Source organism: Rhizobium sp. PP-CC-3G-465, from assembly GCF_004343445.1.
In the GTDB taxonomy this organism is placed as follows: Bacteria; Pseudomonadota; Alphaproteobacteria; order Rhizobiales; family Rhizobiaceae; genus Ferranicluibacter; species Ferranicluibacter rubi.
Window position 1 is genome coordinate 1,422,500 of the sequence record NZ_SLYH01000001.1, and the last position, 21,752, is coordinate 1,444,251.

At 63.6% G+C, this 21,752-nt stretch carries 22 protein-coding genes; 12 read left to right on the forward strand and 10 right to left on the reverse strand.

What is annotated here, in order from left to right:
• The first annotated feature begins 181 nt into the window (after positions 1 to 181).
• Together C8J33_RS06660 and uvrC are read left to right on the forward strand one after the other, a co-directional pair.
• Complete coding sequence (locus C8J33_RS06660) at positions 182 to 946, forward strand: SDR family oxidoreductase (protein WP_132663508.1); 765 nt, start codon at positions 182 to 184, stop codon at positions 944 to 946.
• Positions 943 to 3,006 carry an excinuclease ABC subunit UvrC gene (gene uvrC / locus C8J33_RS06665; protein ID WP_132663509.1) on the forward strand — a complete coding sequence of 688 codons (2,064 nt, stop codon included), beginning with the start codon at positions 943 to 945 and terminating at the stop codon, positions 3,004 to 3,006. The genes C8J33_RS06660 and uvrC overlap by 4 nt, the downstream gene beginning before the upstream one ends.
• A 3-nt stretch (positions 3,007 to 3,009) precedes the next feature.
• On the opposite strand, the gene C8J33_RS06670 is transcribed toward uvrC, so the two are convergent.
• Positions 3,010 to 3,561 (reverse strand): acyl-CoA thioesterase, encoded by a 552-nt coding sequence (locus C8J33_RS06670; RefSeq protein ID WP_132663510.1) that lies wholly within the window; start codon positions 3,559 to 3,561, stop codon positions 3,010 to 3,012.
• Between the two features lie 276 nt (positions 3,562 to 3,837).
• Here C8J33_RS06670 and pgsA point away from each other — a divergent pair, with 276 nt between their 5' ends.
• The 5 genes from pgsA (at position 3,838) to C8J33_RS06695 (ending at position 6,373) form a co-directional block, all read left to right on the forward strand.
• On the forward strand, positions 3,838 to 4,428 hold the full coding sequence (gene pgsA / locus C8J33_RS06675; protein WP_132446896.1) for a CDP-diacylglycerol--glycerol-3-phosphate 3-phosphatidyltransferase: 591 nt from the start codon (positions 3,838 to 3,840) through the stop codon (positions 4,426 to 4,428).
• The gene (moaD, locus tag C8J33_RS06680) at positions 4,425 to 4,685 is read left to right on the forward strand and encodes a molybdopterin converting factor subunit 1 (RefSeq protein ID WP_132663511.1); all 261 of its coding nucleotides are present in this window, start codon (positions 4,425 to 4,427) and stop codon (positions 4,683 to 4,685) included. The genes pgsA and moaD overlap by 4 nt, the downstream gene beginning before the upstream one ends.
• A 10-nt stretch (positions 4,686 to 4,695) precedes the next feature.
• On the forward strand, positions 4,696 to 5,184 hold the full coding sequence (locus tag C8J33_RS06685) for a molybdenum cofactor biosynthesis protein MoaE (RefSeq protein WP_245507075.1): 489 nt from the start codon (positions 4,696 to 4,698) through the stop codon (positions 5,182 to 5,184).
• A 134-nt stretch (positions 5,185 to 5,318) separates the two neighbouring features.
• On the forward strand, positions 5,319 to 5,636 hold the full coding sequence (locus tag C8J33_RS06690; protein ID WP_110799628.1) for a hypothetical protein: 318 nt from the start codon (positions 5,319 to 5,321) through the stop codon (positions 5,634 to 5,636).
• A 2-nt stretch (positions 5,637 to 5,638) separates the two neighbouring features.
• Complete coding sequence (locus C8J33_RS06695; RefSeq protein ID WP_132663512.1) at positions 5,639 to 6,373, forward strand: hypothetical protein; 735 nt, start codon at positions 5,639 to 5,641, stop codon at positions 6,371 to 6,373.
• A 96-nt stretch (positions 6,374 to 6,469) separates the two neighbouring features.
• On the opposite strand, the gene ndk is transcribed toward C8J33_RS06695, so the two are convergent.
• A complete protein-coding gene (gene ndk / locus C8J33_RS06700) occupies positions 6,470 to 6,892 on the reverse strand; it encodes a nucleoside-diphosphate kinase (RefSeq protein ID WP_110799630.1) in 423 nt (140 codons plus the stop codon).
• 126 nt (positions 6,893 to 7,018) lie between these two features.
• The gene (locus C8J33_RS06705; RefSeq protein ID WP_132663513.1) at positions 7,019 to 7,726 is read right to left on the reverse strand and encodes a glutathione S-transferase family protein; all 708 of its coding nucleotides are present in this window, start codon (positions 7,724 to 7,726) and stop codon (positions 7,019 to 7,021) included.
• A 142-nt stretch (positions 7,727 to 7,868) separates the two neighbouring features.
• Here C8J33_RS06705 and C8J33_RS06710 point away from each other — a divergent pair, with 142 nt between their 5' ends.
• On the forward strand, positions 7,869 to 8,369 hold the full coding sequence (locus C8J33_RS06710; RefSeq protein ID WP_132663514.1) for a DinB family protein: 501 nt from the start codon (positions 7,869 to 7,871) through the stop codon (positions 8,367 to 8,369).
• 4 nt (positions 8,370 to 8,373) lie between these two features.
• Here the strand turns inward: C8J33_RS06710 and C8J33_RS06715 are convergent, their stop codons facing one another.
• A complete protein-coding gene (locus C8J33_RS06715; RefSeq protein ID WP_132663515.1) occupies positions 8,374 to 9,123 on the reverse strand; it encodes a class I SAM-dependent methyltransferase in 750 nt (249 codons plus the stop codon).
• Between the two features lie 311 nt (positions 9,124 to 9,434).
• Here C8J33_RS06715 and C8J33_RS06720 point away from each other — a divergent pair, with 311 nt between their 5' ends.
• The 3 genes from C8J33_RS06720 (at position 9,435) to C8J33_RS06730 (ending at position 14,741) form a co-directional block, all read left to right on the forward strand.
• Complete coding sequence (locus C8J33_RS06720; RefSeq protein WP_165929746.1) at positions 9,435 to 10,538, forward strand: GGDEF domain-containing protein; 1,104 nt, start codon at positions 9,435 to 9,437, stop codon at positions 10,536 to 10,538.
• Positions 10,539 to 10,601: 63 nt separating this feature from the next.
• Positions 10,602 to 12,485: an ABC-F family ATP-binding cassette domain-containing protein gene (locus C8J33_RS06725; protein WP_132663517.1), complete on the forward strand. Its 1,884-nt coding sequence runs from the start codon at positions 10,602 to 10,604 to the stop codon at positions 12,483 to 12,485.
• 180 nt (positions 12,486 to 12,665) lie between these two features.
• Complete coding sequence (locus tag C8J33_RS06730) at positions 12,666 to 14,741, forward strand: prolyl oligopeptidase family serine peptidase (protein WP_132663518.1); 2,076 nt, start codon at positions 12,666 to 12,668, stop codon at positions 14,739 to 14,741.
• A 21-nt stretch (positions 14,742 to 14,762) separates the two neighbouring features.
• On the opposite strand, the gene C8J33_RS06735 is transcribed toward C8J33_RS06730, so the two are convergent.
• Positions 14,763 to 15,617, reverse strand: coding sequence for a GNAT family N-acetyltransferase (locus C8J33_RS06735; RefSeq protein ID WP_132663519.1), 855 nt, complete (start codon positions 15,615 to 15,617; stop codon positions 14,763 to 14,765).
• Positions 15,618 to 15,733: 116 nt separating this feature from the next.
• On the opposite strand from C8J33_RS06735, the gene C8J33_RS06740 reads away from it, so the two are divergent.
• Positions 15,734 to 16,663, forward strand: a complete 930-nt coding sequence (locus C8J33_RS06740; RefSeq protein ID WP_132663520.1) for a Gfo/Idh/MocA family protein — start codon at positions 15,734 to 15,736, stop codon at positions 16,661 to 16,663.
• 380 nt (positions 16,664 to 17,043) lie between these two features.
• Here the strand turns inward: C8J33_RS06740 and C8J33_RS06745 are convergent, their stop codons facing one another.
• From C8J33_RS06745 to ctaD, 5 genes are all read right to left on the reverse strand, one after another.
• Positions 17,044 to 17,919 (reverse strand): cytochrome c oxidase subunit 3, encoded by an 876-nt coding sequence (locus C8J33_RS06745; RefSeq protein WP_132663521.1) that lies wholly within the window; start codon positions 17,917 to 17,919, stop codon positions 17,044 to 17,046.
• Positions 17,920 to 18,057: 138 nt separating this feature from the next.
• Positions 18,058 to 18,672, reverse strand: a complete 615-nt coding sequence (locus C8J33_RS06750; RefSeq protein WP_132663522.1) for a cytochrome c oxidase assembly protein — start codon at positions 18,670 to 18,672, stop codon at positions 18,058 to 18,060.
• A 13-nt stretch (positions 18,673 to 18,685) separates the two neighbouring features.
• Positions 18,686 to 18,826, reverse strand: coding sequence for a hypothetical protein (locus tag C8J33_RS26980; protein WP_165929747.1), 141 nt, complete (start codon positions 18,824 to 18,826; stop codon positions 18,686 to 18,688).
• Positions 18,826 to 19,779, reverse strand: coding sequence for a heme o synthase (locus tag C8J33_RS06755; protein ID WP_132663523.1), 954 nt, complete (start codon positions 19,777 to 19,779; stop codon positions 18,826 to 18,828). Before C8J33_RS06755 ends, C8J33_RS26980 begins: the two co-directional genes overlap by 1 nt.
• A gap of 251 nt (positions 19,780 to 20,030) precedes the next feature.
• Positions 20,031 to 21,740 (reverse strand): cytochrome c oxidase subunit I, encoded by a 1,710-nt coding sequence (gene ctaD / locus C8J33_RS06760; protein WP_132446871.1) that lies wholly within the window; start codon positions 21,738 to 21,740, stop codon positions 20,031 to 20,033.
• Between the last annotated feature and the right edge of the window lie 12 nt (positions 21,741 to 21,752).

Here is a 21,752-nt window from a genome sequence, read left to right on the forward strand (position 1 = left end):
GCATTTGGTTAACCATGCTCGCACTATACTGTCATCTCACCTTTGTTCCTTGAATTTTCATCAATTCCGCGCCGTTTCGTTCACTTTGCATTAACGAATGATCCGGTGGTTTTGCCGTGCGTACGCTGTTCTTTTATGATCTGGCTTCGGCTGCGATCAGAATCGTGAAGGACGAACGCGCGTGAGACATCTTCTGAAAACGGCATTGGTGACGGGCGGGGCAAAGCGGATCGGCCGCGCGATCGTCGAGGATCTGGCACGTCACGGTTTTGCCGTTGCCATCCATGCCAATGGTTCGCTGGACGAGGCACAGGCGCTTTGTGCCAGCCTTCAGGCGGAAGGCGCCACGGCTGCCGTCGTGCAGGCGGACCTCTCCCATGCCGCGGATCTCGGCCGGCTGGTGCGGGACGCGTCGGACGCCATCGGGCCGCTCGGGCTGCTCGTCAACAATGCCTCCGTCTTTGCCAAGGACAGCCTCGATGCGTTCGACGAAACCGTGTGGGACCGGCACTTCGCACTGCACGTCAAGGCGCCCTCGGTTCTCGCCGGCCATTTCGCCGCACAGATGCCGGCGGATGCGACAGGGCTTATCGTCAACATGATCGACCAGCGCGTCTGGTCTCCAAACCCGCGATTTTATTCCTATATGTTATCGAAGTCGGCGCTGCTGACGGCAACGGTGACGATGGCACAATCTCTGGCGCCGGCGATCCGGGTGAACGGCATCGGACCGGGCCCGACCCTGCCAAACGATCGGCAGAACCAGGCTGACTTCGAGGCTCAGGTAGATTCGCTGATCCTGAAAGTCGGCCCGGGACTTGGGGATTTCGGGCGCACCATTCGCTATATGTTCGACACGCCGTCGATGACCGGGCAAATGATTGCGCTGGACGGCGGCCAGCATCTGGCGTGGCAGACGCCGGATCAAATGGAGATCGTGGAATGAACGGACGGGCGCCGCAGGATGGCGGCATCTTGTACGACGAGACGGTGAGCGACGACGACGAGGATGCGATCGAGACGGTCGAAGCCCCGTCGCCGGTGGCCGATATCGACTGGGCGGAAACCTCTGCCGTTCCCGATGGCTTACGCGGTGCGGAGCTGATCCAGGCCTTCGTCAAGCTTTTGCCCAACAGCCCCGGCGTCTACCGCATGTTCAACGAGGCGGGCGACGTTCTCTATGTCGGCAAGGCGCGCAGCCTGAAGAAGCGCGTCAGCAATTATGCGCAGGGGCGCGGCCATTCCAACCGCATCTCCCAGATGATCCGCCAGACGGCGAACATGGAGTTCGTGACGACGCGCACCGAGATCGAGGCGCTGCTGCTCGAGGCGAACCTGATCAAGCGGCTGCGGCCGCGCTACAACGTGCTTCTGCGCGACGACAAGTCGTTTCCCTATATTCTCGTCACCGGCGACTCGAGAGCGCCCGCGCTCTACAAGCATCGCGGCGCGCGCAGCCGGAAAGGCCAATTCTTCGGCCCCTTCGCCTCGGCCGGCGCGGTGGGACGCACCATCAATTCTCTGCAGCGCGCCTTTTTGCTGCGCACCTGCACGGACAGCGTCTTCGAAAGCCGGACCCGGCCCTGCCTGCTGCACCAGATCAAGCGCTGTTCCGGGCCGTGCACGCGCGAGATCAGCGACGACGACTATGCGGAGCTGGTCACCGAGGCCAAGGATTTCCTGTCGGGCAAGAGCCAGGCTGTGAAGGCGACGATCGCGTCTGCCATGAGCGAAGCGTCCGACAATCTCGACTTCGAACGCGCGGCCCTCTACCGCGACCGGCTGGCGGCGCTGTCGCATGTGCAGAGCCATCAGGGCATCAACCCGTCGGGCGTGGAAGAGGCAGATGTCTTCGCCATCCACCATGAAGGCGGCGTGTCCTGCATCCAGGTGTTCTTCTTCCGCACCGGGCAGAACTGGGGCAACCGCGCCTACTTCCCCAAAGCCGACCCTTCGCTCGCGCCGGCCGAGGTGCTGGCGGCGTTCCTCGCGCAGTTCTACGACGACAAGCCCTGCCCGATGCAGATCCTGCTCTGCGAGACGGTGCTGGAGCAGGATCTTCTCGGCCAGGCGCTTTCGGAGAAATCCGGGTTCAAGGTGGCGATTCTCGCGCCGCAGCGCGGCGAGAAGAAGGATCTCGTCGATCACGCCATGACCAATGCGCGCGAGGCCCATGGCCGGAAGCTGGCGGAAACCGCTTCGCAGGGCCGCCTGCTGGAGGGCTTCATGCAGACCTTCAAGCTGGACCGCGTGCCGAGGCGCATCGAAATCTACGACAACTCCCACATCATGGGCACCAATGCCGTCGGCGGCATGGTGGTGGCGGGGCCGGAAGGTTTCGTGAAGGGGCAGTATCGCAAGTTCAACATCAAATCGACCGACATAACCCCGGGCGACGACTTCGGCATGATGCGCGAGGTGATGACGCGGCGTTTCTCGCGCCTCCTGAAGGAGGAAGGCAAACCGGACCGGAGCGTCGAGCCCGGCGAGGACGCCGGCTTCCCCGCATGGCCGGACGTGATCCTGATCGACGGTGGACAGGGGCAGATGACCGCGGTTCGGACCATCCTGAAAGAGCTCGACATCGAGGACTGCGTGATCGCGATCGGCGTCGCCAAGGGCGTGGACCGGGAAGCCGGCCGCGAGCGGTTCTTCCCGCCGGTCGCCACGGCTGGCGGTCTGACGGTCGGGCGGGATGGCTTTACCCTGGCCCCGCGCGATCCGGTGCTCTATTTCATCCAACGGCTGCGGGACGAGGCACACCGATTTGCGATCGGCAGCCACCGGGCGCGGCGCAAGCGCGAGATGGTGAAAAATCCGCTGGACGAGATCGCCGGCATCGGCCCGACGCGCAAGCGCGCTTTGCTCCACCATTTCGGCACCGCGAAAGCCGTGTCGCGCGCTGGCATGAACGACCTCATCGCCGTCGACGGCATATCGGAAGCCGTGGCGAAACTGGTCTACGACCACTTCCACGAGGACGGCACGGCGGTGTCGCGGAACTGACGTTCAGCCCGCGCCATCTTCGCTGCCGGTGGGACAGTTATCGTCGCTGGCGGCGTGGCCGCGATCTTCGCTCGCGGCGTGAAAACGGGCCTCGAACTCGCGGCGCAGGGTGCGGCGAATGTCGGCTGCCTTTTGCCGGCGGCGGGCCATGTCCGTCTTCGGCACCACGGCGGGAATGACGGTCGGGCGGCCCTCGTCATCCACCGCGACCATGGTGAAATAACAGGAATTGGTATGGCGGCGGACGCCGGAGCGGATGTCTTCGGCCTCAACGCGAATGCCGACTTCCATCGAGGTGCGGCCGGTCTGGTTGACGGAGGCGCGGAACGTCACGAGTTCGCCGACGAGAATCGGCTGGCGAAACACGACCTGATCGACCGACAAGGTCACCGCATAGCGCTTGGAATAGCGCGAGGCACAGGAAAAGGCGACGCGGTCGAGAAGGTTGAGCAGCGCGCCGCCGTGGACCTTGCCGGAAAAATTGGCCATGTCGGGCGTCATCAGCACGACCATTTCCAACTCTCCCGCTTCATGCGTCGCGTTCGCCTCGTCCATCCCGTTTCCTTCCACGGTTGCGTTGATTGACAGACACTACAGCGCCCGCCGGCTTTCGCAACGCGTCGTGCGCGTATAAGGTCGGCGTCATCCGCGCATTGCCTTTTCTGGGGAAGGTCGCAGATCAGGGCGGGCGTGTCGCGGTGGTTCACGGCCTGTTCAGATGAATTCCGCCACAATTGCCGCTCATTCATCAAAAACCGGTTGACCTCCGGGTCACGACGTCTTTCATCCCGCCTGTACGAAATGCGTACCAAGTTTAGAGACCGAGTTGACATGCGAACCGTGCCCGTCGCCTACAATATTCCCAATCTCCTCACCTACGCGCGCATTCTCGCGGTTCCGCTGATCGTTCTGTGCTTCTTCATCGAGGGCAAGCTGCAAAGCTCCGACTTTGCCCGCTGGACGGCGCTCGGCCTGTTCGCGGTGGCCTCGATCACCGACTTCTTCGATGGCTACCTCGCGCGGATCTGGAAGCAGACCTCCAATATCGGCCGCATGCTCGACCCGATCGCCGACAAGCTGCTGGTCGCCTCCGTGCTGCTGCTGGTGGCCGCCGATGGCACCATTGCCGGCTGGTCGATCTGGGCCGCGATCATCATCCTCTGCCGCGAAATCCTCGTTTCGGGCCTGCGCGAATATCTGGCAGCGCTGAAGGTCAGCGTACCAGTGACGCGGATCGCCAAGTGGAAGACGACGATCCAGATGGTGGCCATCGCACTCCTGCTGGCGGGCCCTGCCGGCGACAAGGTTCTGCCCTACACGACCGAGACCGGCATCATCATGCTGTGGCTCGCCGCCGCCATTACGCTCTACACCGGCTATGATTATTTCCGCGCCGGCCTGAAGCATCTGGTGGCCGAATGAGAGAGGTCCGGCTCGTCTATTTCGCCTGGGTGCGCGAACGCATCGGCGTGGGCGACGAGATCGTCTCGCTGCCCGATACGGTCGTCACCGCCGGGGATCTCATCGCGTTCCTGAAAACCCGCGGCGAGGACTACGAAGCGGCGCTGGAGCACGAGAACGTTATTCGCGTGGCCATCGACCAGGAGAATGTGGAGCATGACGAACCGCTCGGCTCGGTCCGCGAGATCGCGCTCTTCCCGCCGATGACGGGCGGCTGAGGAGATGACGTTGGCTGCTCCGTCCCTGTCCACGCCTGCGTCCGTCACCGTTCGGGTGCAGGCCGAGGATTTTGACACGGCGGCCGAGATCGAGGCACTGTCGACCGGGCGCACCGACATCGGCGCGGTGGTGACCTTCTCCGGCCTCTGCCGGGAGGAAAAAGGCCAGCTGGCCGCGCTCGAGCTGGAGCATTATCCCGGCATGGCGGAAGCCGAGATCCGGCGGATCTGCGAAGAAGCCATCACGCGCTTCGACCTTCAGGGCGCAACCGCCATCCACCGCTTCGGCCGCATCGACCCCGGCGCGCGCATCGTCCTCGTCATCGCGGCCTCCACCCATCGCCAGGCGGCCTTCGACGGCGCGTCCTTCATCATGGACTACCTGAAGACCGCGGCACCCTTCTGGAAGAAGGAGCACCTGAAGGACGGAACAGCTCGCGGCTGGGTCTCTGCCAAGGATGCTGACGATACGGCGCGGGACCGGTGGACGCGAGGCTGATACCGCCGCCACGACGGCCGTAAATCGGGCCGCTGCATTTTCCATGCGATACGTGACCGGACACCACCCCTCACCCTTTCAGCGTGTATTTCAGGTTGGTAGGCAACCAGAAATGTCTGTGCTTATATCAGCGCATGGCCAAGATCGAAGCTCTCCTCGCCGTTCTTCTATTCCTGCCAAGCGCTGAGCTTTACGCCCAGGATGCGCCTCCAGATATGGGCGCGATCATTCTGGAGCGACGCTACAGCGCGCCTGTCTTCCAACCGCCTCCGAACCTCGGCTTCGGCGGCAACACCTTCGATCAGATCACTGTCCCGCGAACGGACGGCCCCACGAGATCGCTGGATACAACGCTTCCCGTGCCACGCTTACCCGCATGCCACGCCGTCCCGGACTGGTGTTCTGCCGTGTCCGACCCGCTGAAATATGCCTCCTGCCTCTGCGGACAATGATCATGCGCTGTCTCGCCCTGCTCCTCGTCGTGATCGCCGGTCTCCTGCTCAACACCCTGCCCGGTCGCGCCCAGTCGCCACAACCGCAAGGGGACCTTGCGGCGCTGCAGACGCTGTCGGAGGAAAAAGATCAGGTCATTGCCGATCTCTCCCAGCAACTCCGCACGTTGCGCAGCCTCTCGGATACCGACAGGTCCAAGATCAACGATGCAAGCACACGGGCGCTGGCGAGCTATTACGAAGGCTTGATCTCGGTCAACGACAACGGCAACAAGTTGCGGCTGCACCAACAGGCCGTTTTCGCCTGGCAGCTCCTTGCTGCCAATGTTCTGCTGGGTGTGGTCGTTCTCGTCTCGGTATCCGGCGTCTTGTTTGCAGGTTATGAAATGATCGTCTCGCGCCGGCTGATTGCAGGGAATGCTGCCGCTGCTACCGGCACGGTCACGCAGGGTGTCGTTGCCCCAGAGGCTGCCGATCCCCCTGCACAGGCTCCCGACCCAGGCGCGGCCTCGCCATTGGGTGTGACGACGATCGTCCTTGAGCCGACCAAGATCCACATCACGTCCGCCGTCATCGGCATCGTCATTCTCACGCTTTCGCTTGCCTTCCTCTACCTGTTCCTCAGGGAAGTCTATGCGATCAACGTCATCGACATTACCGACCGTGGCATCCCCCACGTGATCTCGACGAAGAACCCAGGAACGGCACCCGAGGCAACGTCGCCACCTACCCCCTGACAGATCGGCACCGTCGTTTGCCGCCGATAACCACAACGCAAAAGGCCGAGGCATTCCTGCCTCGGCCTTTTGTCATTCCAGATATTTAGACCGGTATCAGCCGACGATTTCGGTGGCCGAGAACCAGTATGCGATTTCTTCGGCAGCGGTTTCCGGGGCGTCGGAGCCGTGGACGGAGTTTTCGCCGATCGACAGAGCATGCGTCTTGCGGATCGTGCCTTCGTCGGCGTTGGCAGGGTTGGTCGCACCCATGATTTCGCGGTTCTTCAGGATGGCGTTCTCGCCTTCCAGAACCTGAACGATCGTGGGCCCGGACGTCATGCCTTCGACCAGTTCGCCGAAGAAGGGGCGTTCCTTGTGAACGGCGTAGAAGCCTTCGGCTTCGCGCTGGCTCATCCAGACGCGCTTGGAGGCGATGACGCGCAGGCCGGCGTCTTCGATCATCTTGGTGATCGCGCCGGTCAGGTTGCGCTTCGTTGCGTCCGGCTTGATCATCGAAAAGGTGCGTTCAATCGCCATGGTGTCAAATCCCTAGGAGTTGCGTTCGTTTGGACGGTTCCTTAGCGAGCCGCCGCGTGCAAGACAAGGGGAATGGCGCTGCGCGGCCTTATTTCGAAAACGGCGCGGCGAAGATCGAGCCCTGTTTCAGGCGGCTTCGGCGATACTGGCCGGCGATATGCCACGGCCAAGACCGTCGTGGAGATCGAGGCAACGCTCGAACCATTCGGAGACGGCATCGCCTGGCTCGAGCAGCGTTTGCGGCGACATGATGCGGGCCCATTGCAGCGCGCCGAAGACGATGTAGTCCGCAAACAGCGGCGTCTCGCCGCCGATGAACGGCTGCTTCTTCAGCATGTAGCGCAGCGGCAAAAGCTTGTCGGCAAAGGCCGCGCGCTCCGCGGGCGCTGCGGCAACGACCTCTTCCAGCGTCTTTCCGAACGCGGCCTCGCGGCTCTTGCGGAAATAGGCACGATCCTCGGGCGCGAGGCGATCGTGGATATCGACGAGAATGATGCGGACGATGGCCGGATGCAGCACCGTTTGCGAGAAAGCCTCCACGAACCGTGCCGTCGCCTGGCCGCCCTCCCCGGCAAACAGCGTGGGCCGGTCCGGATAGGTCGCGTCCAGATGCCGGGCGATGGCGAAGCTGTCAACGACGGCCTGCTCGCCATCGATGAGATACGGCACCATCTTCGTCGCGCCGGCTTCGACCTTTGGAATTTCGGTAAAGCCCAGCGGCACGAAGCGGCAGTCGAGCCCTTTGTGGGCAAGCGCCATTACGACCTTCCAGACATGCGGTGAAAAGGGCCTCTCCCGATCTTCGCCACACAGGCCGTAAAGCGTTCTCGTCATCGCAGGTCTCCGCAAGGGTGTATATCATCGCACTGTGAGCGCGGACGAAGGGCGAAAGCAAATCAGCAAATTTCATGGATGGCATCACGCTTGTTGAACCCTTGGCGGGATAGGCTAGGTTTTCCGACGCGCCGGAGTCGCCATGATCGACCATTTTCGTATGTTCGCCGCCTATAACAGCTGGGCCAACGACCGCATCTATGCCGCAGCCGAGGTGCTCGGTGAGGAGGGACGCCGCAGGCAGACCGGCGCCGCCTTCGGCTCCCTGCACGGAACGCTGAACCACCTGCTTGCCACCGACCGGATCTGGATGAAGCGCTTTACGGGCAAGGGCGAGGCACCCACCACGCTCGATGCGGTCCTCTTCGAAGACTTTGAGGCGCTGAGGGCCGCGCGGGTGGTGGAGGACCGGCGGCTTGCGACGTGGATCGACAGCCTCGGCTCGGACGACCTTGCCGGCGTCTTCACCTACACGCCGATCAGCATTCCCGAGCCTATCACCCAGGCGCTCAGCCCCTGCCTCGCCCACCTCTTCAACCACCAGACCCATCATCGTGGCCAGTGCCACATGATCCTGACCAGCCTGGGGCAGCCGAGCGTGGTGCTGGATCTGGTGTATTTCCTGCGAAGCCGCGCCGCCTGAGGCGTCAGAGCGTGTAAATGTGCAACTGGGTGCGGCGGCCGTCATCGACGTCGAGGATGCGATCGGCGGCGCGGCCGGGGACGGTGAAGCTGTTGCTGACGAAGAGCGTGCCCGGGCGCATTTCACGCCGCGCCTTTTCGAAGAGACGGGCCATGGGCACCGGCGAGAGGAAGCAGTAGACCACGTCGTAAGTGCCGAGCTCCGCCTCCCACAGGCTGCGATAGACGATGCGGGCATTGGGAAGGCGGCTGAGGGCGATGCGGAGCTTCGAGGCGGCCACGACCAAAGGTGCCGTTTCCAACCCACTGACGTCGACGCCGGGGTGGGCGCGGGCGAGGAAGGTGACGACGCCCCCCATGCCGCTGCCGAGATCGACAACGCTCTTTGCCCCCGAAGCGGCCACGAGATCGGCGAGCGCCTGCCAGGTTCGTCGGTTGGTGAGGTAGAGCGGCACCTGCTCGGAGGCGCTGTTCCAGTAGACCAGCGCGCAGAGCACGAAGGCCACGAGATAGGCCCAGGCGGGCACGGCATCGCCATAGACCACCGCGACCGGCAGCAGGAACTGCACGACGAGCCAGATGCGCGGCATGCGCAGGAGGAACCCAAGGCCCGCGGCCGCAGCCCCCTGCCCGAGCAGGACGGGAAGCGTGCCCGGCGTGATCCAGCGCGACAGAAAGAGGACAGCGACGAGGACGAGCGCCTGGCAGGCAAGGACCTTGATCCAGGGAAGAAGCTGGTTGCGCAGGACGCTCATGACTGACGTTCCGTTTCCTGTGGTTCGACGCTCGTCTCATCCGAGCGCCAACGTTGCCGCAACCGATTCGCATCCTGGCAGCGGCTTGCGAAGCTATCGCAGGTTTTCCGGTTTTCACGAGAGAGAAAAGGCGGGTGTGTTTTTGCCGGCAGGCCCCCAAAAGGTCATGTCGGGAAAACCTTCTCTGCTCACTTCGACGTCAGGGGGGCGAGAAGAGTGCTGACAGGGGAGGCCTTGAAGTTTACGTAAGCTTATCGGGATATAGTGCCGGAAACGACCGGCGAATGCGGTGCGCAGGAATGGGTAGACACGTGGCAACGAGAGAACAGATCAGCCGAAGCGGCACGGCCGTCAGAATCGACTGGCATGTCGCGGAACAGGCCCATGGCGTGGTGCAGCGTGTGGCGCAGGCCATTGCGCATCTCGGCGTGCAGCCATTGCCGCGCAATTACGAGCTGTTCTACGAGGCGTTCTCCAGCGGACCCTCGGGCCTCAGCCGCGATCTTGCAGCGCTCGGGGCCTCCCCTTCGCAAAAGGCGCTCGACGCGATCGGCCTCCGGCGCAAGCTGCCGGGGCATATGGGTCAGGCGCTTGGGCAGGCCCAGCAGGCGGCCATGGAAGCAATCCAGACCATGACGACGGCGATCTCGGAGGAAAGCCGGCCCAAAGCCGAGGCCTTCGACACGCTCGATGCCTTCCTGCAGAGGCTCGATGCGGACCCTGTCATGTCGATGTCGGACTTTGCCGAGGAGGCTCGCGCCCTGCGCCAGACGCTGACCCAACTGCGCAAGCGTGAGAAGCGGCTGGCGGAGACGCTGGAAACCACGGTTGCAGCGCTCGGTGATGCGCAAGGGCGGATCGCGGCGGACCAGCGGGCGGTGCTGCGCGACGCCCTGACGGGGCTTCCGAACGGCACGGCCCTTTCGCTGAAGATCGCGGGCCTGTTCGACGAGGCCGACGTGACGACGAAACCGGCTGCGCTGGTTCTGGTGATCGTGGAACGGCTGAAGATGCTCACCGAGCAGCATGGGCCGGAGACCGGCGAGAAGGCCGTGAAGAAATGTGCCGCGATCTTCCGCAAGTCGGTGAAGAAGAGCGATGTCGTGGCACGCATCGGCTACGACGCCTTCGCCTTCCTGCTGAACGATGTCAGCGAGCAGAATGCCCAAGCCATCGCGACCCGCATCCGCGATGCCGTGCAGTCTCTCCAGATCCGCCTCGCCAGCCGCGAATTCACCACCGAGGCGCTGTCGCTCTCCGCCGGCATCGCGACGACGGCCACCGTCAACGGGCCGCAGGATCTGATGCATCACGCCGAAATGGCGCTGACCGTGGTGCGGGCGGACGGTCGGCAGGGCATCCTGCGCTGCACGCCGATGATGTGCGCGCAGATCGCCGGGCTGCAAAGGGCGTAAAGGCATAACGGGAGTCCTGCGGCTTCTCTTGCCTTCCGGCCCCACATCGGCCAAAACGCCGGCATGATTACGATATCCAATCTCTCGGCCCGCATCGCCGGACGCCTCCTGATCGACCACGCCAACATCTCGCTTCCCGAGGGCACGAAGGCTGGCCTCGTGGGGCGCAATGGCGCGGGCAAATCGACGCTCTTTCGCATCCTGACCGGGCAGATGGAGAGCGAGAGCGGTTTCGTCTCCATCCCCAAGAATTCGCGGATGGGCCAGGTGGCGCAGGAAGCGCCGGGCACGGAAGAGCCGCTGATCGAGATCGTGCTGAAGGCCGACAAGGAGCGCGAGGCGCTGCTGTCGGAAGCCGAGACAGCCACCGACCCGAACCGGATCGCCGACATCCAGATGCGGCTTGCCGACATCCAGGCCCATTCCGCCGAAGCGCGCGCGGCCTCGATCCTCGCCGGCCTCGGCTTCGACCACGACGCGCAGCTGCGCCCGGCCTCGTCCTTTTCCGGCGGCTGGCGCATGCGCGTGGCGCTGGCCGCTGTTCTCTTCTCCGAGCCCGACCTGCTGCTGCTCGACGAGCCGACCAACTATCTCGACCTTGAGGGCACGCTGTGGCTGGAGGATTACATCCGCCGCTACCCGCACACCGTCATCATCATCAGCCACGACCGCGACCTGCTGAACACCGCCGTCAACGCCATCATCCATCTCGACCAGCAGAAGCTGACCTTCTATCGCGGTTCCTACGATCAGTTCGAGCGCCAGCGCGCCGAGGCGATGGAGTTGCAGACGAAGGCCAAGGTGAAGAACGACGCGGCGCGCAAGCACCTGCAAACCTTCATCGACCGCTTCAAGGCCAAAGCCTCCAAGGCCCGGCAGGCACAGAGCCGTGTCAAGGCGCTGGAGCGCATGGGCACGGTCGCCTCGGTGATCGAGGACCATGTGCAGCCGATCACCTTCCCGGTTCCCGAGAAGCAGCCGGCCTCGCCGATCATCCAGCTCCAGAATGCCTCCGTCGGCTATACCCCCGGCCAGCCGATCCTGAAGAACATCACGCTGCGGATCGACAATGACGACCGCATCGCGCTGCTCGGCTCGAACGGCAACGGCAAGTCCACCTTCGCGAAGTTCGTCTCCGGGCGGCTGGATGCGGATGGCGGCGAGATCAAGCTGGCGCCGAACCTGAAGATCGGCTTCTTCGCGCAGCACCAGATGGACGACCTCGTGCCGGCCGATTCGCCGGTGGAGCATGTCCGCCGCCTGATGCCGGGCGTTCCCGAAGCCAAGGTCCGCGCCCGCGTGGCGCAGATGGGGCTTGCGACCGAGAAGATGTCGACGGCGGCCAAGGATCTCTCCGGCGGCGAGAAGGCGCGCCTGCTGATGGGTCTCGCGGCCTTCCACCACCCGAACCTGCTGATCCTCGACGAACCCACCAACCATCTCGACATCGACAGCCGGCGCGCGCTGATCGAGGCGCTGAACGATTACGACGGCGCCGTGATCCTGATCTCGCACGATCGTCACCTGATCGAGGCGACAGTGGATCGCCTGTGGCTCGTCAACAACGGCACGGTTTCGAACTTCGACGGCGATATGGAGGAGTATCGCAGCCTGATCGTCTCCTCGGGTAAAAAAAAAGACGAAAAGCCTGAGGTAATCGAGGACGCGACGTCGAAGGCGGAGCAACGCAAGGCGAACGCGGAAAAGCGCGCCGTCCTTGCGCCGCTGCGCAAGAAGATCAACGATATCGAATCCTTGACGGCAAAGCTTGAGAAGCAGATTCAGGCCCTTGATGCAGAGCTTGCGGACCCCGTGCTCTACGAGAAATTCCCCGCGAAGGCCGCCGAGAAGGTGAAGCAGCGCGGCGAGACGGCGGCGAAACTGGGCACCGCCGAAGAGCAGTGGCTGGAGCTGTCCGCGCAATACGAGGAGGCGATGGCCGGCTGACGGTCCGCCTCCTCTCTCTTCATGGTTTCCGGCTGATCGCGTTCCGCGAACCGGAAACAAGAACCATCGGAAATCTCTGGCCGGAAGCCAGATTTTCAATGGACGGAATGCAGCTTTCGGTCTGATCAATCGGAAACCGTATTATCCCTCGACCGGCTTCAACGGAAAGGCAGACGCCCCATGCACCTTTACCTCGAGACCGACGACGATGCCCGCACGCTCGACTTCGTGGCACGCGAGAATGCGCTTTCGGACACCGCACTGAAGACCGAAGCCTTCGCGGCGGACGCCGCAGCCTTCAAGGCGATGATGGAGCGCGACGACCGGCTGATCCATTTTTCCCGGCGCGGCGACTGGCTGAACACCTTCCGCAAGACCGCTGGAAACCCGATGGGCGTGTGGCAGAGGCTGCCGGCAACCCAAGCACCGGTGCCGGAGGCGGCGTGGGAGACGATGTTCGATCTCGACGCCTATAACGCGGCCGAAGGCCGGACATGGATCTGGCGCGGTGCCGTCACCTGTCCGTGGGATCCGTCGCGTGTTTTGGTGTCGCTGTCGGACGGCGGATCGGATCTGCGGATCTTCCGGGAGTTCGACTGCGAGAGCCTCGCCTTCGTGGAAGGCGGCTTCTCGACGCCGCTCGCGCGTTCGCACGCCACTTGGGAAAGCCTCGACCACATCCTGTATTTCGGCTCGATCGACCGGGAATCGGCCACGCAATCCAGCTGGCCACGGGTCGGACGGCGCGTGGCGCGCGGGCAGGACGTTGCGGAGGCAGCACTCGTTTTTGCCGCAGAGGACACCGACGTGACCGGCTACGGGACGGTTTACGGCCCCGAAATGGCCCGTCTTTCCCAAGGCGATCGCCTTTCCGGCGACGAAAGGCTGTCGATCTTCACGGCGGTCCACACGATCGGGACGGCCAGCCATGTCGTATCGAAGAACGGCGGGACGCCCGTGCCGCTCGATATCCCCAGGGAGAGTGACGCGGGCACCAATCATCGCTTCTGCCTGTGGCGGGCAAAGACGGACGAGCGTGTTCCGAGCGGTTCGCTGGTCCTGCAGGAGCTTCCCGTACGGCTCGGCAGCGACCAGCCGCAGGCCCCGGCCCGCGTGCTGTTCACGCCCACCGGTCGCCGGTTCTGCACGGACTTCATGCTGTTGAGGGACTGGTGCGTCTTCACCGTCGCCGACACCATGACGCCGCACCTGTTTCTCCTCGACCTTACCGTCGAGGGTGCGGAGCCGTTCGAGCTGGCCCTGCCCGACGGGGTGGAGACCCTGTCCTACCACCCGCTCTATTCCGACCTGCATCTCGGCGATGACACGCTGATCGTTTCCGGACAGGGCTTCCTTCAGCCGCCGACCCTCTACCGGCTGGATCTCTCCGACCGGACAACGCCGCTGGCGCTGCAGCCCGTTGCCGCCTCGCCCGCCTATTTCGACGCAAGCGGCATGTCGAGCCTGCTGCTCGAAGCGACGTCGGAGGACGGGACGGCGGTGCCCTATCGACTGGTGCTGCCTGCGACCTTCGACATGGGTACCCTGCCCGTGCTCCTCTACGGCTATGGCGGCTTCGAAGTGCCGTTGCAGCCCTATTATTCCGGCGTCACCGGACGCTGGCTGGAACAGGGCGGCGCCTATGTGCAGGCCTATATCCGCGGCGGCGGCGAGTTCGGTGCCGCGTGGCACAAAGCGGCGAAGCGCGAGGGGCGGCACCGGGCCTTTGCCGATTTCGCCGCGATCGCCCGCGATCTCGTCGCACGCGGCTACACAAAGCCGCAGCACATCGCCTGCAATGGCGGCAGCAATGGCGGGCTTCTGACCGGGGTAATGCTGACACGCTATCCAGACCTTTTCGGCGCCGTCTGGTGCCAGGTGCCGGTGCTCGACATGCTGCGCTTCCACACTTTCCCCGCCGGGCGGGCGTGGATGGACGAGTACGGCGATCCCGACAATGCGCAGGACCGGGAGACGATGCTGGCCTATTCGCCGCTGCAGGCCGTGCGTCCCGCAACGGAGGTCACCTACCCGCCGATCTACATCGAAAGCTCCAGCAATGACGACCGGGTGCATCCCTCGCATGCCCGCCGCTTTGCCGCGCAACTGCGGGAGTTGGGGCACGATCCGCTGTTCCACGAATTCACATCCGGTGGCCATGGCGGCGAAGGCGACACGGCGGCCTCCGCTGCCCGAATCGCCACGGGCTACAGCTTCCTGCGGCAGACGATCATGAAGCCTGCCGCAACGGAATGATGCGGGCCTATCCCGGCTCGCCTAACCCAATTCGAAAGTGGTGATCCCGAAGATGCGGGAAAGCGGCAGGTCGGGAACATCGCCGCGATACATGCGGGCGGTCTCGAACACCGGTTTCAGATTGTAGCGGTCGCAGAGCGCCTTGGCGGCGCCGTTCGGTTCGGGGATATCGAGGAAAATCTGTCCGTCGCCGCCCATCTCAAGGCCGGTCGCGACCAGCTTGCGGAAGAGAAGGTCGGCACCGGTTTCCGTATCGGCGAACAGCGGCCCGATCTTCTGGCCCTCGCGGCAGGTGCGAATCGTGCCGTAGCCCTGCACCTCTGTGCCGCGCAGGAGCGCGATGCTCTGCCGGGTCGGTTGGGTCTTCAGCCATTGCCCGAGGAAGGCATCGCGTCGCGCTGGCGAAAAGCGAGCGTCGTAGTCGATGAGCAGCGGCAGATGAACGGGGGCGACCTCGACGAGATCGGTGCCGGGCGGCGGCGTCACCTGCGGCATGCCACCGTAACGCATGTTCGCGTGCGCATAGGCGAAGCTGGAACGCTGGTAGCTCGCCTGCTGGGCGACGACGCCGTCGAGACCAATGATGCGCGTGCCTTGCGCGGCCAGCGCCGCCTGCCACAGGGCATAGCCGAGGCCTTGGCCGCGAAAATCCGGATGCGCCATGTAGAAGCCGAGAAAGGCGTAATCCGGCCCGAAGCGGACGACGGAAATCGCCGCCGCAAGCGCGCCGCCCTCCTCCGCCACCCAGAAGCCTTGGCTGTCGGCAGCGTAGAAGGCGCTCGCATCGTCGAGACCGGGATTCCAGCCCTCGCGTGCGGCCCATTCGATGATCTCTTCGATTTCCGCGCGGGTGGCGTTGCGTATCGTCGGGGACATGCAATTTCCTTGGTTCGTTCTTTCGGGCCGTCATCATTGCAAGGCCGGACCGCCTTGCCCGCTCCGGCCTTTCTGGTACAAAGCCGGACATAAGTCATACAATCTGGCGGAACACCATGAACCCCATCTCTATTGCTGTCGTCGGCGTTGGCAAGATCGCGCGCGATCAGCATCTGCCATCCATTCACAACAATCCCGGATACCGGCTGGTCGCGGCCGCAAGCCGGCACGGCAGCGTCGATGGCGTCGAGAACTTCACCGCCATCGAGGACATGCTGGCCGCCATGCCGGAGATCGAGGCGGTCTCGCTCTGCATGCCGCCACGCGTTCGGTTCGATGCTGCCTACAAGGCGCTGGAAGCCGGCAAGCACGTCTTCCTCGAAAAGCCGCCGGGTGCGACGCTAAGCGAGGTCGCCATCCTCGAGGCACTGGCTCAGCAAAAGAACGTCACGCTGTTCACCAGCTGGCACTCGCGATTCGGACCCGCGGTCGAGCCCGCACGGGCGTTTCTTGCCGACAAAACCATTCGCCGCGTCGATATCATCTGGAACGAGGACGTGCGACGCTGGCATCCGAACCAGGACTGGATCTGGGAAGCAGGCGGCCTCGGCGTGTTCGATCCCGGCATCAACGCCCTGTCGATCATGACGCATATTCTGCCCATGCCGGTCTTCGTCACCCGCTCGACGCTCGAAATTCCCGAGAATCGCGATGCGCCGATTGCCGCCCAGATCGACTTCCAGAGCGCGTCCGGCATTCGGGTGACCGCCGACATGGACTGGCGCCGCCAGTCGAGCGACGACCGCTGGGACATCATCGTGGAGACCGATGCGGGAACGATGATTCTCGGAAATGGCGGCGCGCGGCTCTCTGTGGATGGCGTGATGCGCGCCGACGAGCAGGAGACGGAATATCCGACGCTCTATGCCCGCTTCCACGACCTCGTTCGTGCCGGTCGCTCCGAGGTTGACGTCGCCCCGCTGCGCCATATCGCCGACATCTTCATGCTTGGCAGCCGGAAGACGGTCGAGGCGTTTTACGACTGAGATTGATGGTGTTGGACGTTCGGCCGGCTGGACCGACAAATACCGGTTTGTGATTCCGCATATGATACCGAAGAGCGTGCCCTGAGGTCCGCCAGGTCAGAGACCAGCCATCTCGATGTTTTGGGGTGGCTGGCACAGATGTGCCTGCTCGCAGACGGCAAGAAGTGGATACCGCACGGTATCGACACCGCTCGGACGCAAAAGGACAAAATGGGCTGTACGGGTTGCGATGCCGAACATCGCGCGGGGACTGAGGTCAGCCGCGATTAGTCCTTAAAGGCTCAAGCTCCAAAGCACCTCTACCGGCACTGCCAATCCCTTGAATGACCGTGTCAGCAGAGGACGGACGCCGAAGCGTCCGTCCGTTGTCTCGCGAGCGATCAGCCGGCGAGCGGTGCGCCCCAGCCGCCCCAGATGTAGATGGAGAAGAAGAGGAACAGCCAGACGACGTCGACGAAATGCCAGTACCAGGCGGCAGCTTCGAAGCCGAAGTGCTGCTGGGGGGTGAAGTCGCCCTTCAGCGCCCGGATCAGGCAGATGGCAAGGAAGATGGTGCCCACGAGGACGTGGAAGCCGTGGAAGCCGGTCGCCATGAAGAAAGTGGCGCCGTAGATCGAATCCTTGAAGGCGAAGGGGGCGTGGGCATACTCGAACCCCTGCACGAAGGAGAAGAGGACGCCGAGGACGACGGTGAGCGCGAGGCCGTTGGTGAGGCCCTTGCGGTCGCCGTGGAGCAGCGCGTGGTGCGCCCAGGTGACGGTGGTGCCCGAGAGCAGCAGGATGACGGTGTTGTAGAGCGGCAGGTGCCAGGGGTCGAGAACCTCGATGCCCTTCGGCGGCCACTGGCCGCCGGTGAAGGCGGTGCGGGTGGCCTGAATGGCCTCGCCGGGGAACAGGCTGGCGTCGAAATAGGCCCAGAACCAGGCGACGAAGAACATCACTTCCGACGCGATGAACATGATCATGCCGTAGCGAAGGTGCAGCGAGACGACGCGGGTGTGGTGGCCCTCATGGGCCTCCTTCACCGTATCGGCCCACCAAGCATACATGGTGTAGAGCACGATCGCGAGGCCGATGAAGAGGATCCACGGATTGGCCCATTCCAGCCCGAACATCTTGAACGAACCGCCCGAGAGATAGCGCATATAGGCGACGCCGCCGAAGGCCATGACGAAGGCGCCGATAGAGGCGAGCAGCGGCCAGGGGCTGGGATCGATGATGTGATAGTCGTGGTTCTTCTGATGCGTGTCGGCCATGTCGTTCTCCCCGTCGTCCCCTCGCCTGAAGCGGTCCGGTCTTGCCGTCCCACTCTTCCCGAACGCCCGCGAGATTACAAGCGTGCGATCGGTCTCCTGATGTCGTTCACGCCTAGCCGGCCCTGCCGGTACGGCGCGTTAAAGTTTTCTGTCCGGCACGGTGCCATCCCTGGGCTTCAGTGCGGCAACCGGCTTTGATGGCTGGCGCGCATAGAAGGTGTAGGACAAAGTGAGCGTGCCGATGTCTTTCGTTTCAGCCGCTTTCACAATCTCCGGATCGACGAAGAAGACGACGGGCATCTCCAGTTCCTCGCCCGGCTGCAGCGTCGTCTCCGTAAAGCAGAAGCACTGGACTTTGTTGAAATAGGCACCGCCCTGCATGGGCGTGACGTTGAAGACGGCCTGCCCGGTGGTCGGAACATCCGCCATGTTCTTCGCCTTGAATTCGACCTGCACCGTCTCGCCGATCTTCGGCGAGATCTCGCGCACGACCGGCGTGAAGCGCCAGGGCAGATCGCCGGAGGTGTTGGCATCGAAGGTAACGCGAATGGTCTTGTCGAGGATCGTGTCGGAGGCCTGCTCGACGCGCTTCGTCGTGCCGTTGTAGCCCGTGACCTTGCAGAACATGTCGTAGAGCGGCACGGCGGCATAGGCCATGCCGACCATACCGACGACAAAGGCGACGCAGGCGCCGACGATCACGCCGTTGCGGCGTTCAGACGGTGCTTGGGGTCGTGCCGGATGCGATACCATGGCCGTCCGTCTCCTACTGCGTGAGGCCGTTGGAAAATTTGACGAGCGTGACGACGTAGAACAGGGCCACCAAGCCGAAGAGCACGAGGCCGAGCGCGATATTGCGGCCGCGGCGGGCGCGCTTCTGGGCCGGCGTGAGCGTAATGAGATCCATCAGAAGCCCTTTCCGAAGGCGGAGAGCAGCGCCAGCACCGCGCGATCGGCCAGCAGCGCCGAAAAGATCGCGAAGAGATAAACCAGCGAGAAAGCGAAGAGCTTCTTGGCAGGCAGCATCTTCTCGTCCGTCTCGGACATGGACTGCACCTTGATGGAATACCAGACGAAGCCGAGGCCGAGCGCCAGCGCGACGATGCCGTAGCCGACACTCGCAAAGCCGAGCAGCGTCGGACAGATGCCGGCAACCGCCGTCAGCACGGCATAGATGAGGATCTGCACCTTCGTCGTGGGAATGCCCTTGACGTTCGGCAGCATAGGCACGCCGACAGCGCCGTATTCGCCCATCTTGAACAGCGCCAGTGCCCAGAAGTGGGCCGGGGTCCAGAGGAAGATGATGAGGAAGAGAACGATGCTTTCGATGGAGACGCCGCCGGTGACGCAGGCCCAGCCGATCATGGGCGGAAAGGCGCCGGCCGCACCGCCGATGACGATGTTCTGCGGCGTCGCCCGCTTCAGCCACATAGTATAGACGACGGCGTAGAAGAAGATCGTGAAGGCAAGGAAGCCGGCAGCGAACCAGCCGACCACGAGGCCGAGGATGCAGACCGAGAAGGCCGACAGTGTCAGCCCGAAGCCGAGCGCTTCCTGGCCGGTGATGCGACCGGCGGGAATGGGCCGCGTCGCCGTGCGCTTCATCACCGCATCGATATCAGCATCGTACCACATGTTCAGCGCGCCGGACGCGCCGGCACCCACTGCAATGCAGAGGATGGCGACAAAGCCGATGAAAGGGTTGATCTCGCCGGGCGCCAGCACCATGCCGGCAAAGGCCGTGAACACCACGAGCGACATGACGCGGGGCTTCAGGAGCGCCCAGTAATCGCGCGCCGAGGCCTCCGACAGGCGGATATCGCCGTCGTTGAGGTTTCCGGTGGTGTCGATGACGGTCATTCCGGTTGTCTTTCTTCAAGCGGTTTCGGGTGGGGCTGTTGGCCCTGCCCCAAGCAAGGCTGCGGGTTGTGGCTGCCCCTTACCCTAGCCCTCTCCCCGCCTGCGGGGAGAGGGGACGTGCCCCAAGATTTGGGATGCGTCCCGATTGGTCGATATAGCACGAGCGGTGCCACATGTCCCTTCTCCCCGCGCGCGGGGAGAAAGTGCCGGCAGGCGGATGAGGGGCAAGCTGCGACCCCTCCCCCAAAACCTTACCGAATGCGGGGCAGCTGCTCCCACTGGTGGAAGGGCGGCGGCGACGAGAGCTGCCATTCGAGGGTGTTGGCGCCCTCGCCCCACGGATTGTCACCCGCGACGCGCTTCTTGGAGAAGGCCTCCCAGACGCCGAAGAGGAAAATCAGCACGCCGACGGCCGAGATGTAGGAGCCGATCGAGGAGACGAAGTTCCAGCCAGCGAACGCATCGGGATAGTCGATGTAGCGGCGCGGCATGCCGGCGAGGCCGAGGAAATGCTGCGGGAAGAACACCAAGTTGACGCCGATGAACATGACCCAGAAGTGAAGCTTGCCGATGAACTCATTGTACATATAGCCGCTCATCTTCGGGAACCAGTAGTACCAGCCGGCGAAGATGGCGAAGACGGCGCCCAGCGACAGGACGTAATGGAAGTGGGCGACGACGTAGTAGGTGTCGTGCAGGGCACGGTCGAGACCGGCATTGGCAAGCTGGACGCCTGTGACGCCGCCGACCGTGAAAAGGAAGATGAAGCCGATCGCCCAGACCATCGGCGTGGCGAAGCGGATGGAACCGCCCCACATCGTCGCGATCCAGGAGAAGATCTTCACGCCCGTGGGAATGGCGATGACCATGGTGGCGAACACGAAGTAGCGCTGCGTGTCGAGCGACATGCCGACCGTATACATATGGTGCGCCCAGACGATGAAGCCGACGGCGCCGATCGCCACCATGGCATAGGCCATGCCGAGATAGCCGAAGATCGGCTTGCGCGAGAAGGTCGAGACAATGTGGCTGATGATGCCGAAGCCGGGCAGAATCAGGATGTAGACTTCCGGGTGGCCGAAGAACCAGAACAGGTGCTGGAACAGGATCGGGTCGCCGCCGCCTTCCGGCGCGAAGAAGGACGTGCCAAAGTTGCGGTCCGTCAGCAGCATGGTGATGCCGCCGGCCAGAACCGGCAGCGACAGGAGCAACAGGAAGGCGGTGATCAGCACCGACCAGGCAAACAGCGGCATCTTGTGCAGCGTCATGCCGGGTGCGCGCATGTTGAGGATGGTGGTGATGAAGTTGATGGCGCCGAGGATCGAGGACGCACCGGCGATATGCAGGCCGAGGATCACGAGATCCATCGCCGGCCCCGGTTGTCCGGATGTCGAGAACGGCGGATAGATCGTCCAGCCCCCGCCCGCACCGAAGCCGCCGGCCGGACCTTCCACGAACATGGAGAGGAGCACGAGCAGGAAGGCCGGGATGATCAGCCAGAAGGAGATGTTGTTCATGCGCGGGAAGGCCATGTCCGGCGCGCCGATCATGATCGGCACCATCCAGTTGGCGAACCCGCCGATCATCGCCGGCATGACCATGAAGAAGATCATGATCAGCGCATGCGCGGTCGTGAACACGTTGTACATATGCTTGCCGCCGTCGATGGCGGCATCGCCCTCAAAGCCGTAGACCATGGACGCCAAGCCGTGGAAGATCTGGATGCCCGGCTCTTGCAGCTCGGCGCGCATGAAGACCGATAGCGTGCCGCCGATGATGCCCGCGAAGATCGCGAAGATCAGGTAGAGCGTGCCGATATCCTTGTGGTTGGTGGACAGGAACCAGCGCTGGAAGAAGGTCAGCGGCTTGTGGGCGTGATCGTCATGCGCGTGGTCGCGCGAATGATCGTGCCCGTTGGAATGATCGTGAAGGTGATCGGTGTGCGCGGTTGTTCCGGCCATTGTTCTCAAGCT

Excerpts from the sequence above, each read along its gene's own strand:
- C8J33_RS06670 (WP_132663510.1), bottom strand. The coding sequence starts at position 3,561 with ATGGACGAGGCGAACGCGACGCATGAAGCGGGAGAGTTGGAAATGGTC.
- C8J33_RS26980 (WP_165929747.1), bottom strand. The coding sequence starts at position 18,826 with ATGGATCTCATTACGCTCACGCCGGCCCAGAAGCGCGCCCGCCGCGGC.
- C8J33_RS06745 (WP_132663521.1), bottom strand. The coding sequence starts at position 17,919 with ATGGCCGACACGCATCAGAAGAACCACGACTATCACATCATCGATCCC.
- C8J33_RS06740 (WP_132663520.1), top strand. The coding sequence starts at position 15,734 with ATGAACCCCATCTCTATTGCTGTCGTCGGCGTTGGCAAGATCGCGCGC.
- pgsA (WP_132446896.1), top strand. The coding sequence starts at position 3,838 with ATGCGAACCGTGCCCGTCGCCTACAATATTCCCAATCTCCTCACCTAC.
- C8J33_RS06735 (WP_132663519.1), bottom strand. The coding sequence starts at position 15,617 with ATGTCCCCGACGATACGCAACGCCACCCGCGCGGAAATCGAAGAGATC.
- C8J33_RS06750 (WP_132663522.1), bottom strand. The coding sequence starts at position 18,672 with ATGGTATCGCATCCGGCACGACCCCAAGCACCGTCTGAACGCCGCAAC.
- C8J33_RS06730 (WP_132663518.1), top strand. The coding sequence starts at position 12,666 with ATGCACCTTTACCTCGAGACCGACGACGATGCCCGCACGCTCGACTTC.
- C8J33_RS06690 (WP_110799628.1), top strand. The coding sequence starts at position 5,319 with ATGGCCAAGATCGAAGCTCTCCTCGCCGTTCTTCTATTCCTGCCAAGC.
- C8J33_RS06695 (WP_132663512.1), top strand. The coding sequence starts at position 5,639 with ATGCGCTGTCTCGCCCTGCTCCTCGTCGTGATCGCCGGTCTCCTGCTC.
- C8J33_RS06725 (WP_132663517.1), top strand. The coding sequence starts at position 10,602 with ATGATTACGATATCCAATCTCTCGGCCCGCATCGCCGGACGCCTCCTG.
- uvrC (WP_132663509.1), top strand. The coding sequence starts at position 943 with ATGAACGGACGGGCGCCGCAGGATGGCGGCATCTTGTACGACGAGACG.
- C8J33_RS06715 (WP_132663515.1), bottom strand. The coding sequence starts at position 9,123 with ATGAGCGTCCTGCGCAACCAGCTTCTTCCCTGGATCAAGGTCCTTGCC.
- ctaD (WP_132446871.1), bottom strand. The coding sequence starts at position 21,740 with ATGGCCGGAACAACCGCGCACACCGATCACCTTCACGATCATTCCAAC.
- C8J33_RS06705 (WP_132663513.1), bottom strand. The coding sequence starts at position 7,726 with ATGACGAGAACGCTTTACGGCCTGTGTGGCGAAGATCGGGAGAGGCCC.
- ndk (WP_110799630.1), bottom strand. The coding sequence starts at position 6,892 with ATGGCGATTGAACGCACCTTTTCGATGATCAAGCCGGACGCAACGAAG.
- moaD (WP_132663511.1), top strand. The coding sequence starts at position 4,425 with ATGAGAGAGGTCCGGCTCGTCTATTTCGCCTGGGTGCGCGAACGCATC.
- C8J33_RS06710 (WP_132663514.1), top strand. The coding sequence starts at position 7,869 with ATGATCGACCATTTTCGTATGTTCGCCGCCTATAACAGCTGGGCCAAC.
- C8J33_RS06755 (WP_132663523.1), bottom strand. The coding sequence starts at position 19,779 with ATGACCGTCATCGACACCACCGGAAACCTCAACGACGGCGATATCCGC.